This is a genomic window from uncultured Rhodococcus sp., assembly GCF_963525155.1.
Taxonomy (GTDB): domain Bacteria; phylum Actinomycetota; class Actinomycetes; order Mycobacteriales; family Mycobacteriaceae; genus Rhodococcus_F; species Rhodococcus_F qingshengii.
Window position 1 is genome coordinate 1 of the sequence record NZ_CAURKP010000060.1, and the last position, 14,323, is coordinate 14,323.

At 63.3% G+C, this 14,323-nt stretch carries 13 protein-coding genes; 2 read left to right on the plus strand and 11 right to left on the minus strand.

Annotation, left to right across the window (positions count from 1 at the left end; translation table 11 throughout):
- Positions 1 to 107: 107 nt before the first annotated feature.
- Genes RWT78_RS14370 through RWT78_RS14380 form a run of 3 tightly spaced genes read right to left on the minus strand, consistent with a single transcriptional unit; the run spans position 108 to position 2,944 of the window.
- Positions 108 to 1,403 carry a DUF222 domain-containing protein gene (locus RWT78_RS14370; protein WP_314676378.1) on the minus strand — a complete coding sequence of 432 codons (1,296 nt, stop codon included), beginning with the start codon at positions 1,401 to 1,403 and terminating at the stop codon, positions 108 to 110.
- 57 nt (positions 1,404 to 1,460) lie between these two features.
- Complete coding sequence (locus RWT78_RS14375) at positions 1,461 to 2,315, minus strand: alpha/beta hydrolase (protein ID WP_314676380.1); 855 nt, start codon at positions 2,313 to 2,315, stop codon at positions 1,461 to 1,463.
- Entirely contained in the window at positions 2,312 to 2,944 is a 633-nt protein-coding gene (locus RWT78_RS14380) for a TetR/AcrR family transcriptional regulator C-terminal domain-containing protein (RefSeq protein ID WP_314676381.1), read from the minus strand. The genes RWT78_RS14375 and RWT78_RS14380 overlap by 4 nt, the downstream gene beginning before the upstream one ends.
- Positions 2,945 to 3,012: 68 nt before the next feature.
- Here RWT78_RS14380 and RWT78_RS14385 point away from each other — a divergent pair, with 68 nt between their 5' ends.
- Positions 3,013 to 4,446, plus strand: coding sequence for an amidase (locus tag RWT78_RS14385; protein WP_003942928.1), 1,434 nt, complete (start codon positions 3,013 to 3,015; stop codon positions 4,444 to 4,446).
- Here the strand turns inward: RWT78_RS14385 and RWT78_RS14390 are convergent.
- From RWT78_RS14390 to RWT78_RS14405, 4 genes are read right to left on the minus strand one after another with little or no spacing between them, the layout of a single operon-like run.
- Complete coding sequence (locus RWT78_RS14390; RefSeq protein ID WP_003942937.1) at positions 4,443 to 5,078, minus strand: DUF5701 family protein; 636 nt, start codon at positions 5,076 to 5,078, stop codon at positions 4,443 to 4,445. The genes RWT78_RS14385 and RWT78_RS14390 overlap by 4 nt on opposite strands.
- A gap of 10 nt (positions 5,079 to 5,088) precedes the next feature.
- Positions 5,089 to 5,733, minus strand: coding sequence for a TetR/AcrR family transcriptional regulator (locus RWT78_RS14395; RefSeq protein WP_054188290.1), 645 nt, complete (start codon positions 5,731 to 5,733; stop codon positions 5,089 to 5,091).
- Complete coding sequence (locus RWT78_RS14400) at positions 5,721 to 5,984, minus strand: hypothetical protein (protein ID WP_007730221.1); 264 nt, start codon at positions 5,982 to 5,984, stop codon at positions 5,721 to 5,723. Before RWT78_RS14400 ends, RWT78_RS14395 begins: the two co-directional genes overlap by 13 nt.
- Positions 5,981 to 6,415, minus strand: coding sequence for a hypothetical protein (locus RWT78_RS14405; protein WP_054188289.1), 435 nt, complete (start codon positions 6,413 to 6,415; stop codon positions 5,981 to 5,983). The genes RWT78_RS14400 and RWT78_RS14405 overlap by 4 nt, the downstream gene beginning before the upstream one ends.
- 140 nt (positions 6,416 to 6,555) lie before the next feature.
- On the opposite strand from RWT78_RS14405, the gene RWT78_RS14410 reads away from it, so the two are divergent.
- Complete coding sequence (locus RWT78_RS14410) at positions 6,556 to 7,884, plus strand: diacylglycerol kinase family protein (RefSeq protein ID WP_003943249.1); 1,329 nt, start codon at positions 6,556 to 6,558, stop codon at positions 7,882 to 7,884.
- Here the strand turns inward: RWT78_RS14410 and RWT78_RS14415 are convergent.
- The 4 genes from RWT78_RS14415 to RWT78_RS14425 form a co-directional block, all read right to left on the minus strand.
- A complete protein-coding gene (locus RWT78_RS14415; protein ID WP_003942987.1) occupies positions 7,865 to 9,250 on the minus strand; it encodes an FAD-binding oxidoreductase in 1,386 nt (461 codons plus the stop codon). The genes RWT78_RS14410 and RWT78_RS14415 overlap by 20 nt on opposite strands.
- 124 nt (positions 9,251 to 9,374) lie before the next feature.
- The gene (locus RWT78_RS29220) at positions 9,375 to 11,549 is read right to left on the minus strand and encodes an ATP-binding protein (protein ID WP_399551934.1); all 2,175 of its coding nucleotides are present in this window, start codon (positions 11,547 to 11,549) and stop codon (positions 9,375 to 9,377) included.
- Positions 11,550 to 11,771: 222 nt separating this feature from the next.
- Complete coding sequence (locus tag RWT78_RS29225) at positions 11,772 to 12,764, minus strand: BTAD domain-containing putative transcriptional regulator (protein WP_399551937.1); 993 nt, start codon at positions 12,762 to 12,764, stop codon at positions 11,772 to 11,774.
- Positions 12,765 to 12,840: 76 nt separating this feature from the next.
- Positions 12,841 to 14,286, minus strand: coding sequence for an MFS transporter (locus tag RWT78_RS14425; protein WP_314676386.1), 1,446 nt, complete (start codon positions 14,284 to 14,286; stop codon positions 12,841 to 12,843).
- Positions 14,287 to 14,323: the final 37 nt, after the last annotated feature.

A 14,323-nucleotide genomic window follows, 5' to 3' on the forward strand; every position in this document is an offset into this window, starting at 1 on the left:
CGTGGGCACAGCTTCATCAAGCGTCACGGCCGGTTGGCACCGCATCGGGGTCTCCTTCGATGCGGTGCTCGGTCCGTGTTCTGTTGTCGCCAAAGAGGTTTGACCTCTCAGGTTTTGAAGGTGGTGTTCGCCGGTCGCGGGAGCTGCCCGGGGTCGATCGAGGGTGGCGGGATGAACCACGGTTTGTTGTCGACACCGATCCGAATCTCCCATTTCCCGACGAACCCGGATTTGCGGTGCATCAGCCGGTGATGTGAACGGCACAGCAGGACCAGGTTGTTCATCACCGTCGGGCCGCCGTTCGCCCAGTGCCGGATGTGGTGCGCATCAGTCCAGGCCGGTACACATGTGCAACCCGGGAACGCACAGCCTCTGTCTCGGGCAATCAACGCAGTCCGTTGTTCGGCGGTGACCAACCTCTTCCCTGGTTTCGCATCGAGCGGCGCGCCGTGATCGTCGAGCAGCACGGTGGAGAGGAAACAATCACACCCGAGAAGCCTGGTCTGCGATACGGACAGTGGTCCGAGCCAGGGCATGTGCCCGACATCAAGATCCGACGCAGACTCTTCACCATCAGAAGAGGCGGCGCAGTCTCGGTGCTCGGCCAGATCCCGTGCGTTGATGTGCACGTTCACGTGCGGGCGTTGCCCACCATCGAAACCGGTTTTGGCGCAATCGAGATAACGGCGGATCAGTTCGGTGAACCCGTCCGCGGTCCGCTTCGCTGCGGACCGAGAATCCGGGGTTCCATCGGGTGCTGGGGTGGGCATCGTCAGATTCGACAACGCAGACAACAACATTTCCCCGGTGAGGGCATCGAAATCCCCACGCACCACCACCCGACCATTCAATGTTGACGCGATCCGCAACTCATTGAGATCGACATCCTCGGCGGGCGGGATCTCATCCGATTCGAACAACCTCTCCAACGTCGCGATCACGTTCCGCACCTTCGTGGTCGTCGCCTCCACCCCCGATGCCGCAGCCAACAACAAATCGATACAGCGAGGGAGTGCCTCCTCCGGCATGCCTTTCGGTGGTGACTCGCAGAACGCCACGATCAACACGGCATGCTCGAAGGAGCAGTCCCCGCCATCGAACCGAGCCGAGACCGCCGGAAACGGCCGCAAAGCTGCACCCAGGGCGGCGATCTTCTTCCCGTCCCGAACCTGCAGCATCGTGTTAGCCGCCAACCACGAACCGACACCGCGGCTGGCGATCACCTGATCATCGGAACGCAACGAGAGTTCGTCGACCACGGCCACTCGAACGGCTTCCAGGCGCAGAATCTCCGCACTCGCTTCGACAGCAGCAGCGCGCAACTCGGCAGCAGTCAACTGCCACAACCGTCCGCGTAACCCCACCGCAGAACCAGACACCACATCCGACAACAAGACGCTCATTGAATCCCCCGATCCCCTCCCCAAGAATACTCGAACATGCGTTCGAGTCAAGGGGAATTAGGCGAGGGCGCGAAGGAGTGGAGTGGGGTCGGCGACGACGAACAGATGGCCGCCTCCGTTGATCTCTTCGAAGCGAGAGTCGGGAATCAACGAGTGTGCCCAGCGGGCCACTTCGATGGGTACGTTTCCGTCGTCGGTTCCGTGTAGGAAAACCGTTGGTACCGAGATCGATTGGAAGAGTCCAGGCACCTCGTGGCGATACCGAGCCAAGTCGACAACCCCTGCCGATCCGCCCTGTGCGATCCCTTCGGATGAATCCAACTGGAGGGCGGGGCGATGTATCTCGTTGGTCATGACGGCCTGATCGGCGGCCGGCCAGATCGAGACTGAGTCGCTGCGTAGCTTGGAGAACACTCCGGTTCCTGCGAGCATTGCGCCGGCCACACGGGGAGCCCAGGTGGCGGCAAAGTACAACGCAGATACCAGTTTTATTCTGCGTCGCAAAGTATCTCGCGGTGCCCCGGGGATCATGGCGCACGCCAGCACCAGTTTCGAGACTCGTTCGGGAACGGCTGCAGCGACTGCGAGCGCGTAACCGCCGCCTCCGGAGAAACCCATCAGTGTGGCCGAGTCCAACTCGAGGTGATCGACCAGGGTGACGTAGTCGTCGTCCCAGGAATGAAATCCCTTGTCCGTGTACGGATCCGTGCGTCCGAAGCCGGGTCGATCGGGGACTATCAGCCGGATGCCTGCCGTCGAAGACGCGTTGTGGAGTGAGAGCCCTTCGTATCGGCTGCCAGGTGATCCGTGGGCCACGACTACCGGGTGGCCAGTCGGATCGCCGTACTCGCAGAATGCGATACGACGCCCCGACGCGTCGCGAATTTCGGTTGTGGTCACGCTGCTCGTCATGATGTGGTTCCTTGCTGCGCGTTCGACGCCACACCGTCCAGGATGAGGGCGACTCCGAACTCGAACCTTCGGGTGGGGTCGTGATGAAGTGCGAACACCGATGCCTCGCGTCGATCGGCAGGTGCGCTGTCGAAAGCGCCGCGTCCCAATTGAATTGCGACGTGTCCGGTGACGAAATCATGCAGCGCGCCGTATGCGTACGTGGCCTGCTCGTCCTCGAGGCCTGCCAAGGAAAGGGCGCTCACGACTCGGTGGGCGGTATCGTCGGCCCCGGGTGCTTCCAGTGATGCCTGCCGATGGGCTTCCAGGACCAGGGGATGGCGCATCAGGAGGTCGTGGAGGCCGTAGGCGAACGTGCGGGCAACCCCGCGCCAGTCGGTCGGCCAGTCGATCGACGAGACGGCTTCGCCTACGAGAGTCGAGATCAGATCTCGCCTCAAGGCGTCGATGCCGCCGGTTGTGCGGTGGACGGACATCGGCGATATGCCGAGTCGTTCGGCGAGCACTCGAAATGACACCGCATCCAGGCCGTCCGTATCGGCGATCTCTGCCGCGGCATCAAGAATCTGTCTGTGACTCAATGCTTTTGGTCGACCAGCCCTTGCAGAGCTGGTGGATTCGGATACCATGCTGACAACAATAGCGATACGCGTATCGAAATTACAAGTGTCCATCGACCTCCAAGGAGCGCTGCCCGATGACCGATCTCCATCAACTGTCCGCCGTCGAACTTGCCGGTGTGATCGCCGCCAAACAGGTCTCGATTCCCGAAGTCACCAGGTACTTCGTCGACCGTGCGACCACTTCCGATGACGTCGGCGCCTTCACGACGATCGCAGGGGAGCACGCAGTCGCCCTCGCCGAACAAGCGCAGCGCAGGTTGGACGAGCGGGACGCCGGGCCCCTTCCGCGGCTGTTCGGCGTTCCGACGGCAATCAAAGACCTCGATGCAACGCGCGGCATTCGCACGACCTTCGGATCGGCGCTCTTTCGCGACTTCGTGCCGGACGCCGACGACGAGATCGTCGAGGCGATCCGAGAAGGTGGGTTGATCGACATCGGTAAGACGACGGTGCCCGAGTTCGGGGCAGCCTGTTACACCGAGCCGGAAGTCGCTCCGCCTGCTCGCAGTCCGTTCGATCGCACGCGGAGTGCCGCCGGCAGCAGTGGCGGCGCTGCTGCCGCCGTCGGCGCTGGTCTGGTGCCGTTTGCACAGGGAAGTGACACCGCCGGTTCGTTGCGTTCGCCGGCAAGTACGTGCGGAGTCGTCGGCCTCAAGCCGAGCCGCGGTTTGATCACGATGGGCGTGGCGGGGCATGACAACTTCGGATTTGCGAGCAAGGGGCCGATCGCCCGGACAGTTCGCGATACCGCTGCGCTGCTGGACGTTCTGGCGACGCGACCCGGCGCCGGAACTATCCACCCGCCTCGGCCGAAGTCGTTCGAAGAGTTCGTCGTACAGGCTGGGGGAGTTCGGGCTCGCCCCTTGACCGTCGCTCTTGCTCACGGATCGGTCTCCGGCGGAGCCGTGGATGCGCAGCTCTCGGCTGCTGTATCGAAGGTTGGGTCTGTGCTGGAGGGGCTGGGCCACAACGTGTTCGAGCGACCGCAGGCTCGCGATGACATTTTCATCGATGCTTTCGTCAAGATGTTCTCGTCTTTGGCGGGAACCAAGCCGATCCCGGAGGAGTACGAACACCTTCTGCGTCCGATAGTGCAGCACTTGCGAGTTCAAGCAAACGAGGTGTCTTCGGGTGAGCTGGCTGCGGCAATCGGTATTGTTCAGGCCTGGGCGCGGCGATGGAGTCTCGACTACGCCGACGCCGACCTTGTTGTCACTCCGACTGTGACGAAGCCGCCGCTTGCGATCGGGGAGTTGCGCAACGACGAAGACCCCGCGACCGAACTGATCGACATGGTCGCTTTCACAGGAAACACCGTCGTCGCCAATGCAACCGGTTTCCCGTCGATCAGTCTGCCACTCGGTTGGACGGAAGACGGCGTTCCACTCGGCGTGATGATCTCGGCGAAATGGGGTTGCGACGCGGAATTACTCTCTGCCGCTGCAATGCTCGAGGCCGAGATGCCGTGGAAGGATCGGTACCGATTCGACCGCGCCACCGTGCTCTAGTTCGGGAGCGGTACCCGGTCGCTCGCCGATGCGAACCCCAACCACGTGTGGCGGTTACCCCACCAGCACCACCCGACTTTCGGGGCGTTGCGGTTGTCTTTGCCGTCGCGACCGGTTCCGTTGCTGATCCACACGGCGGGAGTTCTGGTGTCGAAGGATCCGTCAGGTTTGCGCAGTCGGGAGCCGATGGTCATGAAACACTTTCCGCGTTCGAGAATGTCGGGGCGCTGCAACAGCCAGTGGATGCCTTCGGTAAGCGTCAGCGGCGTACGGTCTGCGTCGACGATTGCGGGCAATGCTTCGTCCGGGCTCCAGTTGGCCAGGTGATCCCCGCGGTCGACTCCACTGAGCAGATGTAATGAGCTTTCGGGCAGCGTTGCCTGCTCGGTGGGGGCGAACAAATCGACGTCCGCCATGTCGACGACTATGAATCCGCGCTTGTTCTCGAGCTCGAGCAGCGGAGTCAGAACTGAAGCCGGAGCCAGTTTTTCGTGCACGGTGAGTAGTCCGACATCACCGTGCCCGGTTGCGGCCTCCCTGACATCGCCGGCAGAAAGTCCGGCCATCTCGTGAACACCGAGTTCGATCAATCGCTCGGCCTGCTGATCGATGGGCGGGAGGTCGAAATGCATATCTGCGATCCTACCGATCGTGAGCAGAGCGATCGGAGGGTTCGGCCGCGAGGGAAGTCGGCCACGCAACGCCCAACGCGCGCATGATGAACGGGACGGTGGTCGCTACGACGGCGTCCACTCGGTCGCCGGCCATGAGCATCGGGCGTCGGCTTTCCACGCAGGCGAGGATGAGTTGCGCGGATGCGGCAGCATCGGAATCGACAAAGACACCGGCGTCGACACCTTCCTGGACGAGCTGTTCGACCAGAACCGACAGCGGGACAATATGTTCGAGGAAGCTTTCGCGATCCTGCGCTGACAACAATTCGACCAACGCGATTCCTGTGAATCGTTGCAGTGAGAACTCGACGAGTGTCAGTTTGACGAGGATTTCGAGTCGGTCCACAGGATTCTCGCGGTCCGCGAGTTCACGCTCGGCCAGGAGTAGGAATCTGTCCATCTCGCGTGTGGACCAGGCGAGCAGCAACGCGGATTTGTCGGGGAAGTAGTTGTACACCGCTGTCCGCGAGACGCCGGCCGCCTGGGCCACGGTCTGCAGCTTCACGTTTTGCCAACCCTGCTCGTGAAGTTCGCGAATGAATGCGTCCAACATGGCTTCTCGGGTGGCGATTTTGTGCTCTGCGGTCGTCGCACCACCGGTCAACTTCGGCATGGTCGATCCTCCTGGGTCTGATTGACGGTCACGGGGAGGTCGAACAGGTCCGCAACAAGGCGCGGATCACCTTGCCACATCGAGACGGGTGCGAGCATCATCTGCTGCGCGATCGAGCGTACGGATCGGCAGACCTCTTGTTCTTCGGCGAGTGTGAGCGTCGTGCGTTTGCGCAATCGCTCCATCTCCGCGGTAGTGAGATCAGTGATCCATTCCTCAGCTGCAAGCGAGAGGGGGGAATCCGGTGTCACGACCGATCCAACTCGGCACTGGAGAACCGCGAAGTCATCACGGACAGCGTGATGACGGCGACGACCGAGACGGCGTGTGCCGCCGCCAGCCAGAGCGACTCGGGTGCATGTTTGTGAAGGGTGGGCGCCATCAGCATGGCCATGAGGAGGGCGAGACTCGACAACATCGCGGGACCGTTGGGGCGGCCGACAAGCAGGCCGACCAGAAGAACGAGCGCGACGACGCTGCACGCCACATCTACAGGCGGGTACGTGGCCGGAACGATTCCGCTGACAGTGTCGGTGAAGTTCAGCCCGATCGACACCAACTGTGCGAGACCTGTCGCGCCGGCCAACCAGGCCGTCCAACGCAGTCCGTGGAGTCCGGCTTTCCGAATGCCGGTCAGGGTTCCTTCGGCGGATTCCCACGCTTCGGACGTCGGTGTTGTCACGGTTACTCCTTTTTATGACGAGGTGTCGTCATAAAGTAGCAGTGCGCGATCGCGAGATTCTTGCCGGTAGGTGACTGGCCTGCTTCGAAGGGATAGCGTCGAAGTACCGGCCGAAATGACAATCGCGGGGAGGTGGCTCGATGACGACCTCTGCCCACACGGATCGGCCCTCGTCGAAACAGAGTTGGTTGGCGCGCGCAGCCTTCGCGGCCCTGGTTCTTGCAGTCGCGGTGCTCCTGATCTTCGCCGGACTGAAAGCCTTGACCATGCTGATCCTGGGGATCGGTGGGGTGGTCGTGTGCGTCGTAGCCGTGTACTGGTTTCTGACCACCCGCGGATTCCTCCGCTGGATCTCGTTGGCGGTGGTGGTACTGACCCCGATCGTGGTGCTCACCTTCCTGGTCCGAGAACGACTCCTGTGGGTGGTGCTGCTCGCGATCGGGTTGTTCGTCGTAGCCGGTATCTGCGCTCGCACCGCCTTGGCGGGGGAGGAGAAGGAATTGCCGGTTGTCGAGCGACCGGCACCGCCGCCCGTCAAGCCGTTCTTCGTGATGAACCCGAACTCCGGTGGTGGCAAGGTCGAGAAGTTCGACTTGAAACGCAAGGCCGAGGAACGGGGGGCCACGGTCGCACTGCTCGAGGGGCCCGAGAAGATCGACGTGACGGCCTTGGCCAGGCAGGCGGTCGCGGACGGCGCCGACCTACTCGGTGTGGCCGGTGGCGACGGAACACAGGCACTGGTTGCTGCTGTCGCGGCCGAACACGACCTGCCCTTCCTCGTCGTCAGCGCGGGAACGCGCAACCACTTCGCCGCGGATCTGGGGCTCGATCTCGAGGATCCGTCTCGGTGCCTCGACGCGCTCGTCGATGGCGTCGAGGTCACGGTGGATCTGGGAAATGTCGGCGGTCGAACTTTCGTCAACAACGCATCGTTCGGGGCGTACGCCGAGGTAGTCCAGAGTCCGGAGTACCGCGACGCCAAGACCAGCACCTTCTTGCAGATGCTCCCGGATCTCCTCGCCGGACGTGCCGGAGCGGTGTTGACCGCGCGCTCCCCGAGCGTGTCCGCGGTGGGTCCACAGGCTGTGCTGGTCAGCAACGGCCCGTACGAGATGAACGACCTGGCGGGGCTCGGTCATCGGCCGCGATTGGACCGGGGCACTCTCGGAATCGTCGCGATCTCCGTCAGCAGTGCCCGTCAGGCCATCGGGTTGCTCCATCGGGCGCATCAACACGGTCTGGCTCAGGGCACCGGATTCGAGGTGATCGTCGACGCCGACACCGACGAGATTCCGGTCGGCGTCGACGGCGAGGCGCTGGTGATGCCAACTCCGGTCAGATGCACGGTCAGTCCGCAGGCGCTGAGGGTCAGAGTCCCCCGAGATCGACCGGGCATCCGTCGCCCCCGGCACGCCTGGGATCTGGTCCGGTTGCGAGAGTTGGCGAAGTTCAGGCGATCCGGCGCATGACCTGACCGACGGCCAGGACTCCCTGCGGATCATGCGTGTCCGCCAAAGCGCTCAGCCAGTGAGCGGTGTCCTCGTCGTAGGTGCGGGCGATCTTCTCCGGGTCGACGCTCGGCGCGAAGTTGGGCAGTGCATGCCCGTTCGTCCATGGCGCCATCGTTCGTCCGAGAGTCTCGGCGTGCGGGACTACCGCGTCGACCATCGGTGGGGCAAGAACTCCGACGGTGAACAGCGAGAAGGCAGCGTCCCGATGGCAGAAGGCGCTGCGGTGCTCAGGTTCCCGTGCGAGGGCGCCCCCGAGGAGACGTAATTCGACGACGGTTTGGGGTGAACCGGATCCGGGGCCGGCAGCGGCGAGCAGTGCGTCGACGGCCTCGTGTGACAGCTCGTTGGTCAATGCCGTGGATTCGTGCGTCGGCATCGGGTCGACGGGATCGGCGTGCACTGCCCCGAGGGCGGCATAAGGCAGCACACCGACTGCGTCGATCAAGGGTGTTGCGATTGAACGGATTCGGTCGATCAGTGACTTGGCATCGGATTCCTCGGCAAGACTTGCGAATCTGACCGCGACGGTGAGCCTGCCGGCCAGCGGTGGCGGAACCTGTGGAAGGGGTGGAAGTTGCAGAAAGGCAAGAGAGGTCGAGCTGTGCTCAGGCAGGTCGGCGCCCCAGTCCAGCCAGGCGTGCGCGACCGCACTTGCATCTGCGCCGTCGAAATAGAGTGCACCGCCGTAGAAGTGGGTGACCGGTAGTAGGTCGATCTCGATGGCTGTGACAATGCCCAGTGTGGCCTTGCCGCCGCGTAGCCCCCAGAACAATTCGGCATGTTCGTCGGGGGTGACATGAATGAGTTCGCCACTGCCGGTGACGATGTCGAACGAACGAACGTGATCCGACGACAGCCCGTACGTGCGCACCATCGGGCCGATGCCGGCGCCGGTGAGGAAGCCGGCGACTCCGACCGTGGGTGAAGAACCTGCCAGTGGCGCCAAGCCGTGGGGTGCGGCAGCGTCGATGACGTCCTGCCAGATCAAGCCCGCGCCGATTCGGGCAGTGCGGTTTTCGGGGTCGACGACGCACTCCGTGAGCCTGCCGGTGTGGACGAGGAGAACGTCACTGCCGAGAGGGACCGCGCCGTGGCCGGTGCGCTGAACACCGACGCGCAGACCCAACTTCGCCGCGAATCGCACCGTTGCGGCAATGTCTTGCGCGCTCTCGACTGCCACCACAGCGCCAGGCGCGACGGGAACCGCTGCATTCCACGGAATCGCCAACTCGTATCCCGTTTCACCAGGCAGGGAAACGGAGCCGGTCACCTCTGCGCGCAGTGATTCGACCGCGGCGTCGAGCGTGGGGGTTTGAAGGTTCATGGTCTTCCTTTCCTCATCCGTCTTTCGGTCAAGGGAAGGATGTCCGAACAGGCTTGGGTGGTTCTTGACGTATGTATCCCGAGCGGATCCAAGTTTTATCCAAGCGCATTCTCGCAGTTCAGGGCTATGTCGATCGCGCTCGTTCAGCTACGCCCCGCATGCCGAGTGTCTCCGATTCGGCCGCCACTTCCGTCAGCTCCCGTTCACGTTCGGCGGACGGCTCTCGAAGCTGCGCCCGAAGCAGTCGACAGCGCAGCAGTGTTGGTGCTCCACCGGAGCCAGTGGCGATCTTCTCGGCCTGATCCAGGAGAGTCGATGCCTGCTCGACGTGACCGAGAAGCGCGTGCAGACGAGCGGAGGCTTCGGCGACCGAGCCCAGTTCACCGACATGGCCCACCGTTGCGATGCAGCCGGTGTGTGGCGAGAGTAGGTCGATGAACGCGTCGGCGTATTCGACCAGTTCCAGATCTGCCACGACGCGTGCAAGTAGCGTCTGGTGTCCCAATGTCGTCCACGTCTGTGGCCCGCGATTGATCAGCCACTTCTTGATGCCTTCGGAAGTGGCCTCGCGCTCGCCTCGGGCGGCGTCGATGGCGATGGTCCACGAATCAGGTTCCACGACACCGGGATCAGATTCGGCCAACGCACCTCGCTCCCATTCCAGAGTGTTGAACGCCAGATCTGCGCTGCCAGCCGTGTACAACTCCGTTTGCAGATGGATCTGCCTGGCCGTCTCGTACTGCCGGCGGGCTTGCGCGAAGTCTCCGTACCATTCGGCGAGAGTTGCTTCCATCCAGCGTAATTGGACCCGAACCACCGGGAGTCTCAGTAGCTCGCAGCCGATGATCCCCTGCCTGACGTGTTTGACGGCAGCATCGACATTGGCCAGATTCATCTCCGTCATGCTCGCGACGGCGTGTGCGACGACGCTGTCGACACGCGATTGTTGGTGCGGCAGTTCGAAAAGCTCGCGCAGTAGGCGCATGGACTCCGCGCTGTGCACCGCGACTCCGGAGAAAAGCAGAATCCGTCCGAGCAGCGCGTCCGCGATCACATCCGGATCGTCGAGTTCGCGGGCGATGTCGAGAGCACGGGCGCTCCATCGATTCGGGATCTCGGCTTCGGGGTGGTAGCAACTTCCCACCGCCAGCGCAGCAAGAACCCGTGCGTGAGCTGACCTGTCGTTCTCGACCAAGGGCTCGACCGCCGCGAGCCGTTCGAGCAGTGGTCCCGGATCGATACCGTAGGAAACCCACGGCCACGCACCGGCGGCCCGAAGTAATGCGCCTGCCAATCGTCCGACGGCGGAGGTCCGCCCCTCCCGAACAGCCTCGAGGAGACCGGCATTGACGACGTCGAGAACTGTCTGCCCTCGACCTGCGCGGGCGAGGGCCTCGACTCTGGCCACCAGCAGGTCGTCCCGATCGTCAGCGGATTGCTGGGACACCGGAAGTGAGTCGAATGCGCGGACAGCTGCCTCCCACCACTCGGCCGCGGTCTCCGAACTCCACCGATCGGTCGCATCCTGCGCTGCAGCCGTGCATGCCTCCAGAACGACGAGTGGATCGACCAGGGGAAGTGCCGACATCAGATGTTGCGCGCGGCGGCTCAGCCGGTCCGGATCGGAGGAATTTTCGAGCACTTCGGCAACTCGGGCATGTATCCGCTGGCGACGAAGCGTGGGTATCGCTTCGAGGACTTCGTCTCGGAGAAGGCCGTGAGCAAAGACGTAACCGCCGTTTGCCGAGTCCGCGACGATGATTCGTTCATCAGCAGCCGCGTCGAGATGGTCGGCGAGAGTGTCGACGTCGAGACGGGTGGCTGCGGCCAGCGTGTACACCTCGATGGCGTCGCCGATAACTGCGGCAACCCGAAGATCTTGCAACACTGCCGGTTCGACTGCGGCAAGCCGTCGACCGAGGACAGATCGAACGGCGACGGGGATGCCGTCGCCCAGTCGCTCGTTCCGGGGAAGCCTGGCGTACTCCGAGACGAACAGCGGGTTGCCGCCGGTTCGTTCCGCCAGGGTTCGCGCCTCCGCGTCGTCGAGCGTGTCCCCGGAGACGCACCTTGCGAGTGTTGCAACCTCGCCCTGCGCGAGCGCCGGCACAATCATGGTTCGGTTTCCTTCGCCGTGGAGTACGGCTTCTTCGAACTTGCGCACTGCCGGCCCGACTTCCGAGTCTCGGAGCGTCGACACGAACCAGACTCTGGCACTGGTCATTGCGCCGACCAGGTAGGTCAGGCAACGAAGGGATGTGGGATCGGCCCATTGAATGTCGTCGATGACGACGGTCAACAGTGCATCTTTCGCCGCAGCTTCGATGGTGGTGCGAACCCGTTCGTAGACGGCAAATCTCGCTTCGTCCGGATCGATGTCCGTCGGCGGCGTCAGTACGAAATCGGCGTCGGCTCCGAGTTCCCGAACCAGTCGGCGGATCGGCCACCACGGCGGCGTTCCGTCGTCCTCCGGGCAACGTGCCCAGACGGTGGCTCCTCGAATGGACGTTGTTCTCGACGATCACTCCTCGGCGAATCGTGTCTTGCCGATGCCGGCGGGGCCGGTCAAGATCAACCAGCGAGGCGAGCCACGGCGAACGTCGTCGAGCATCTTGTCGGCGACAATCGTCTGAGCGTCGCGCCCGACGAACAAGCGTGAGGAATCCGTCTCGGGCATCGCTGCTACGGCTGGGGGAGAAGCCGGGACCGAAACTTGTTCGGCCCCCGTCCATCCCGGAGTGCGCGGCCAGGCGGCCAGGCCGGGTTCGTGGCGCAGGATCGAGCCTTGCAATGCTGTCAGCTCCCCGCCGGGCTCCAGTCCCAGCTCGGCGTCGAGCCGAGACGCGTGTAATCGAAACTGTTCCAAGGCTTCCGGTGACCTGCCCGCCCGATGCAGGGCAACCATTCGCAGCCAGCAGGTCCGGTCGCGGAACGGGTACTCGCCACAGAGTTGAGCAGCTTCGACCAGCGCGGGTGCCAGGCGCCCGAGAGCCAGAAGCGCCGTTATCCGGGTCTCCCGGCACTCGGTCCGCACTTCCTCGAAGGCTGCGGCTTCCACCTCCACCCAGTGCGCGTCGTTCAGGTCGTCCAGAAGCTGCCCCCGGACCGAGGCGAGGGCACGGTCAGCGGTCGTCAAAGCCTCCTGCCACCGTTCGTTCTCAGCGTGTTGTCGCGCCGTTTCGGCGTCGTCGAGAAACACCGACAGATCGACGTCTGCCGGAGCGACCTCGAGGACATAGCCCGGCGATTGACGCACTATCGGTGACGCCGTACCGGTTTCGACGCGTAGTGCTCGGCGCAGGTTGGAGATGTATGCCTGGATGCTTGCCATCGCACTCGCCGGTGCGTCGTCGTGCCAGAGAGCATCGATCAGCCGGTCGGTGGAGACGACGCGACCACGGTTGAGCAGTAGAACGGCAAGGACCGTTCGTTGTTTTCGAGGGCCCAGATCGATCACGTCGCTCGTCGCCGGACCCCGTGCGACCTCCAACGGCCCGAGCAGTCGATAGATCATCCGTTTCCCCTCGTACCTGCGGATGCAGGACGGTTCGATTCTAAGGAGCGAAATTCATACATGCAGGACAAAACGGTCAACTAGTTCTCGTCAACATCTGCTCGGATTCCTCGGAAAGAGTCTGGTTGACGCTGGTAGTGCGCAGCGTCGCCGCACAGACCAACGCACCGAGAGCTGCGATGAAGGCTGCGACAAACAGTGCCAACCGAAGTCCACCGACAAACTCGTCCGGTGATCCGCCGGGCAGCATCGACTGCGCCGGAAGGAAGGCGCCGAGCACGGCAACCCCGACTGCGATGCCGGTCTGCCGGAACGCGTCGTTGATCCCTGCGGCCAATCCGGAATGGTTCGAAGTGCTTTCGCCCAGAATCAACCCACTCATGACGGGGTTGAACACCCCGGCCCCCACGCACGCGACAACAAATCCGGGAAGTATCGCGTACGGCGAACTGGTCACGTCGACGACGGTCATCATGACCAGCCCCACCGAGACGAGTAGAAGCGAGCACGTCAACGAGACCGAGACGGGGATGCGTCCGTCCAATTTCGCGGTGGCGCCCGCGACGACGAACATCGCTATCGTCGCCGGTAGATACACCAGGCCGGCGTCCACGGGAGACAGATGCAGCACGTTCTGCAGGTAGATGGTCGTGTAGACGAACACCGCGAACAGGGAGGCGGAGATCGAGAACGCTGCGATCTGCGCTCCGGCGAAGGCCCGATTGGCGAGCAGATGCGGGGGCAGCATGGGCTCGGTGGTACGAAGCTCGTGCAGGGAGAAACCGATCATGGCGGCCGCGGCGATCACCGCGGCGATCATCGGCTGCGGCTCGAACCACCCATCCTCGTTACCGCGTAACAAACCGAACACCAGAGCTGCCAGGCCGGTGGACACCAGAATCTGCCCGGGCACGTCCGCGCCGCGAGGTCGAGGATCGCGTGACTCGGGAACCCACCGCACCGTCATCGCCAGTGTGATCAACCCGATCGGAACGTTGATCAAAAAGATTGCGCGCCAATCCAACAACTCGGTGAGCAACCCGCCCACCAGTGGGCCGACGGCAAACGCGCCCCCGATCGTGGCGCCGTATGCAGCCAGAGCAGTCGCGCGCTGGGGACCCTTCTCGAACACGTCCGCCAGCAAGGCAAGTGAGCAGGCGAAGAGTACGGCACCGCCGATACCCTGAGCGGCCCGCGCGAGGTCGAGCACCCAGATGTTCGGCGCCAGAGCGCAGAACAGAGATGCCGTGGTGAACCACAGAATGCCGATGACGAAAACATGGCGTCGACCCCGTCGGTCTGCCCACGATCCGGCGCTGAGAACCACCGTCGCCAATGCCAGCGTGTACGCGTCGATCACCCATTGCAGGGCGCTGACTCCGGTATCGAGATCGGATGCGATCGACGGCAGGGCGGTGTTGACGACGGCGATGTCGAGCATGAGCATTGCGGTGCTCACGCATACTGCCAGCAAAGTGGCTCGTCGTACTGCGGTGTTCTTCGGGGTGATCGGTGCGGTCATGGCCCGTCCTGATGGTCGAAGGGGTGTGTACTCGGAA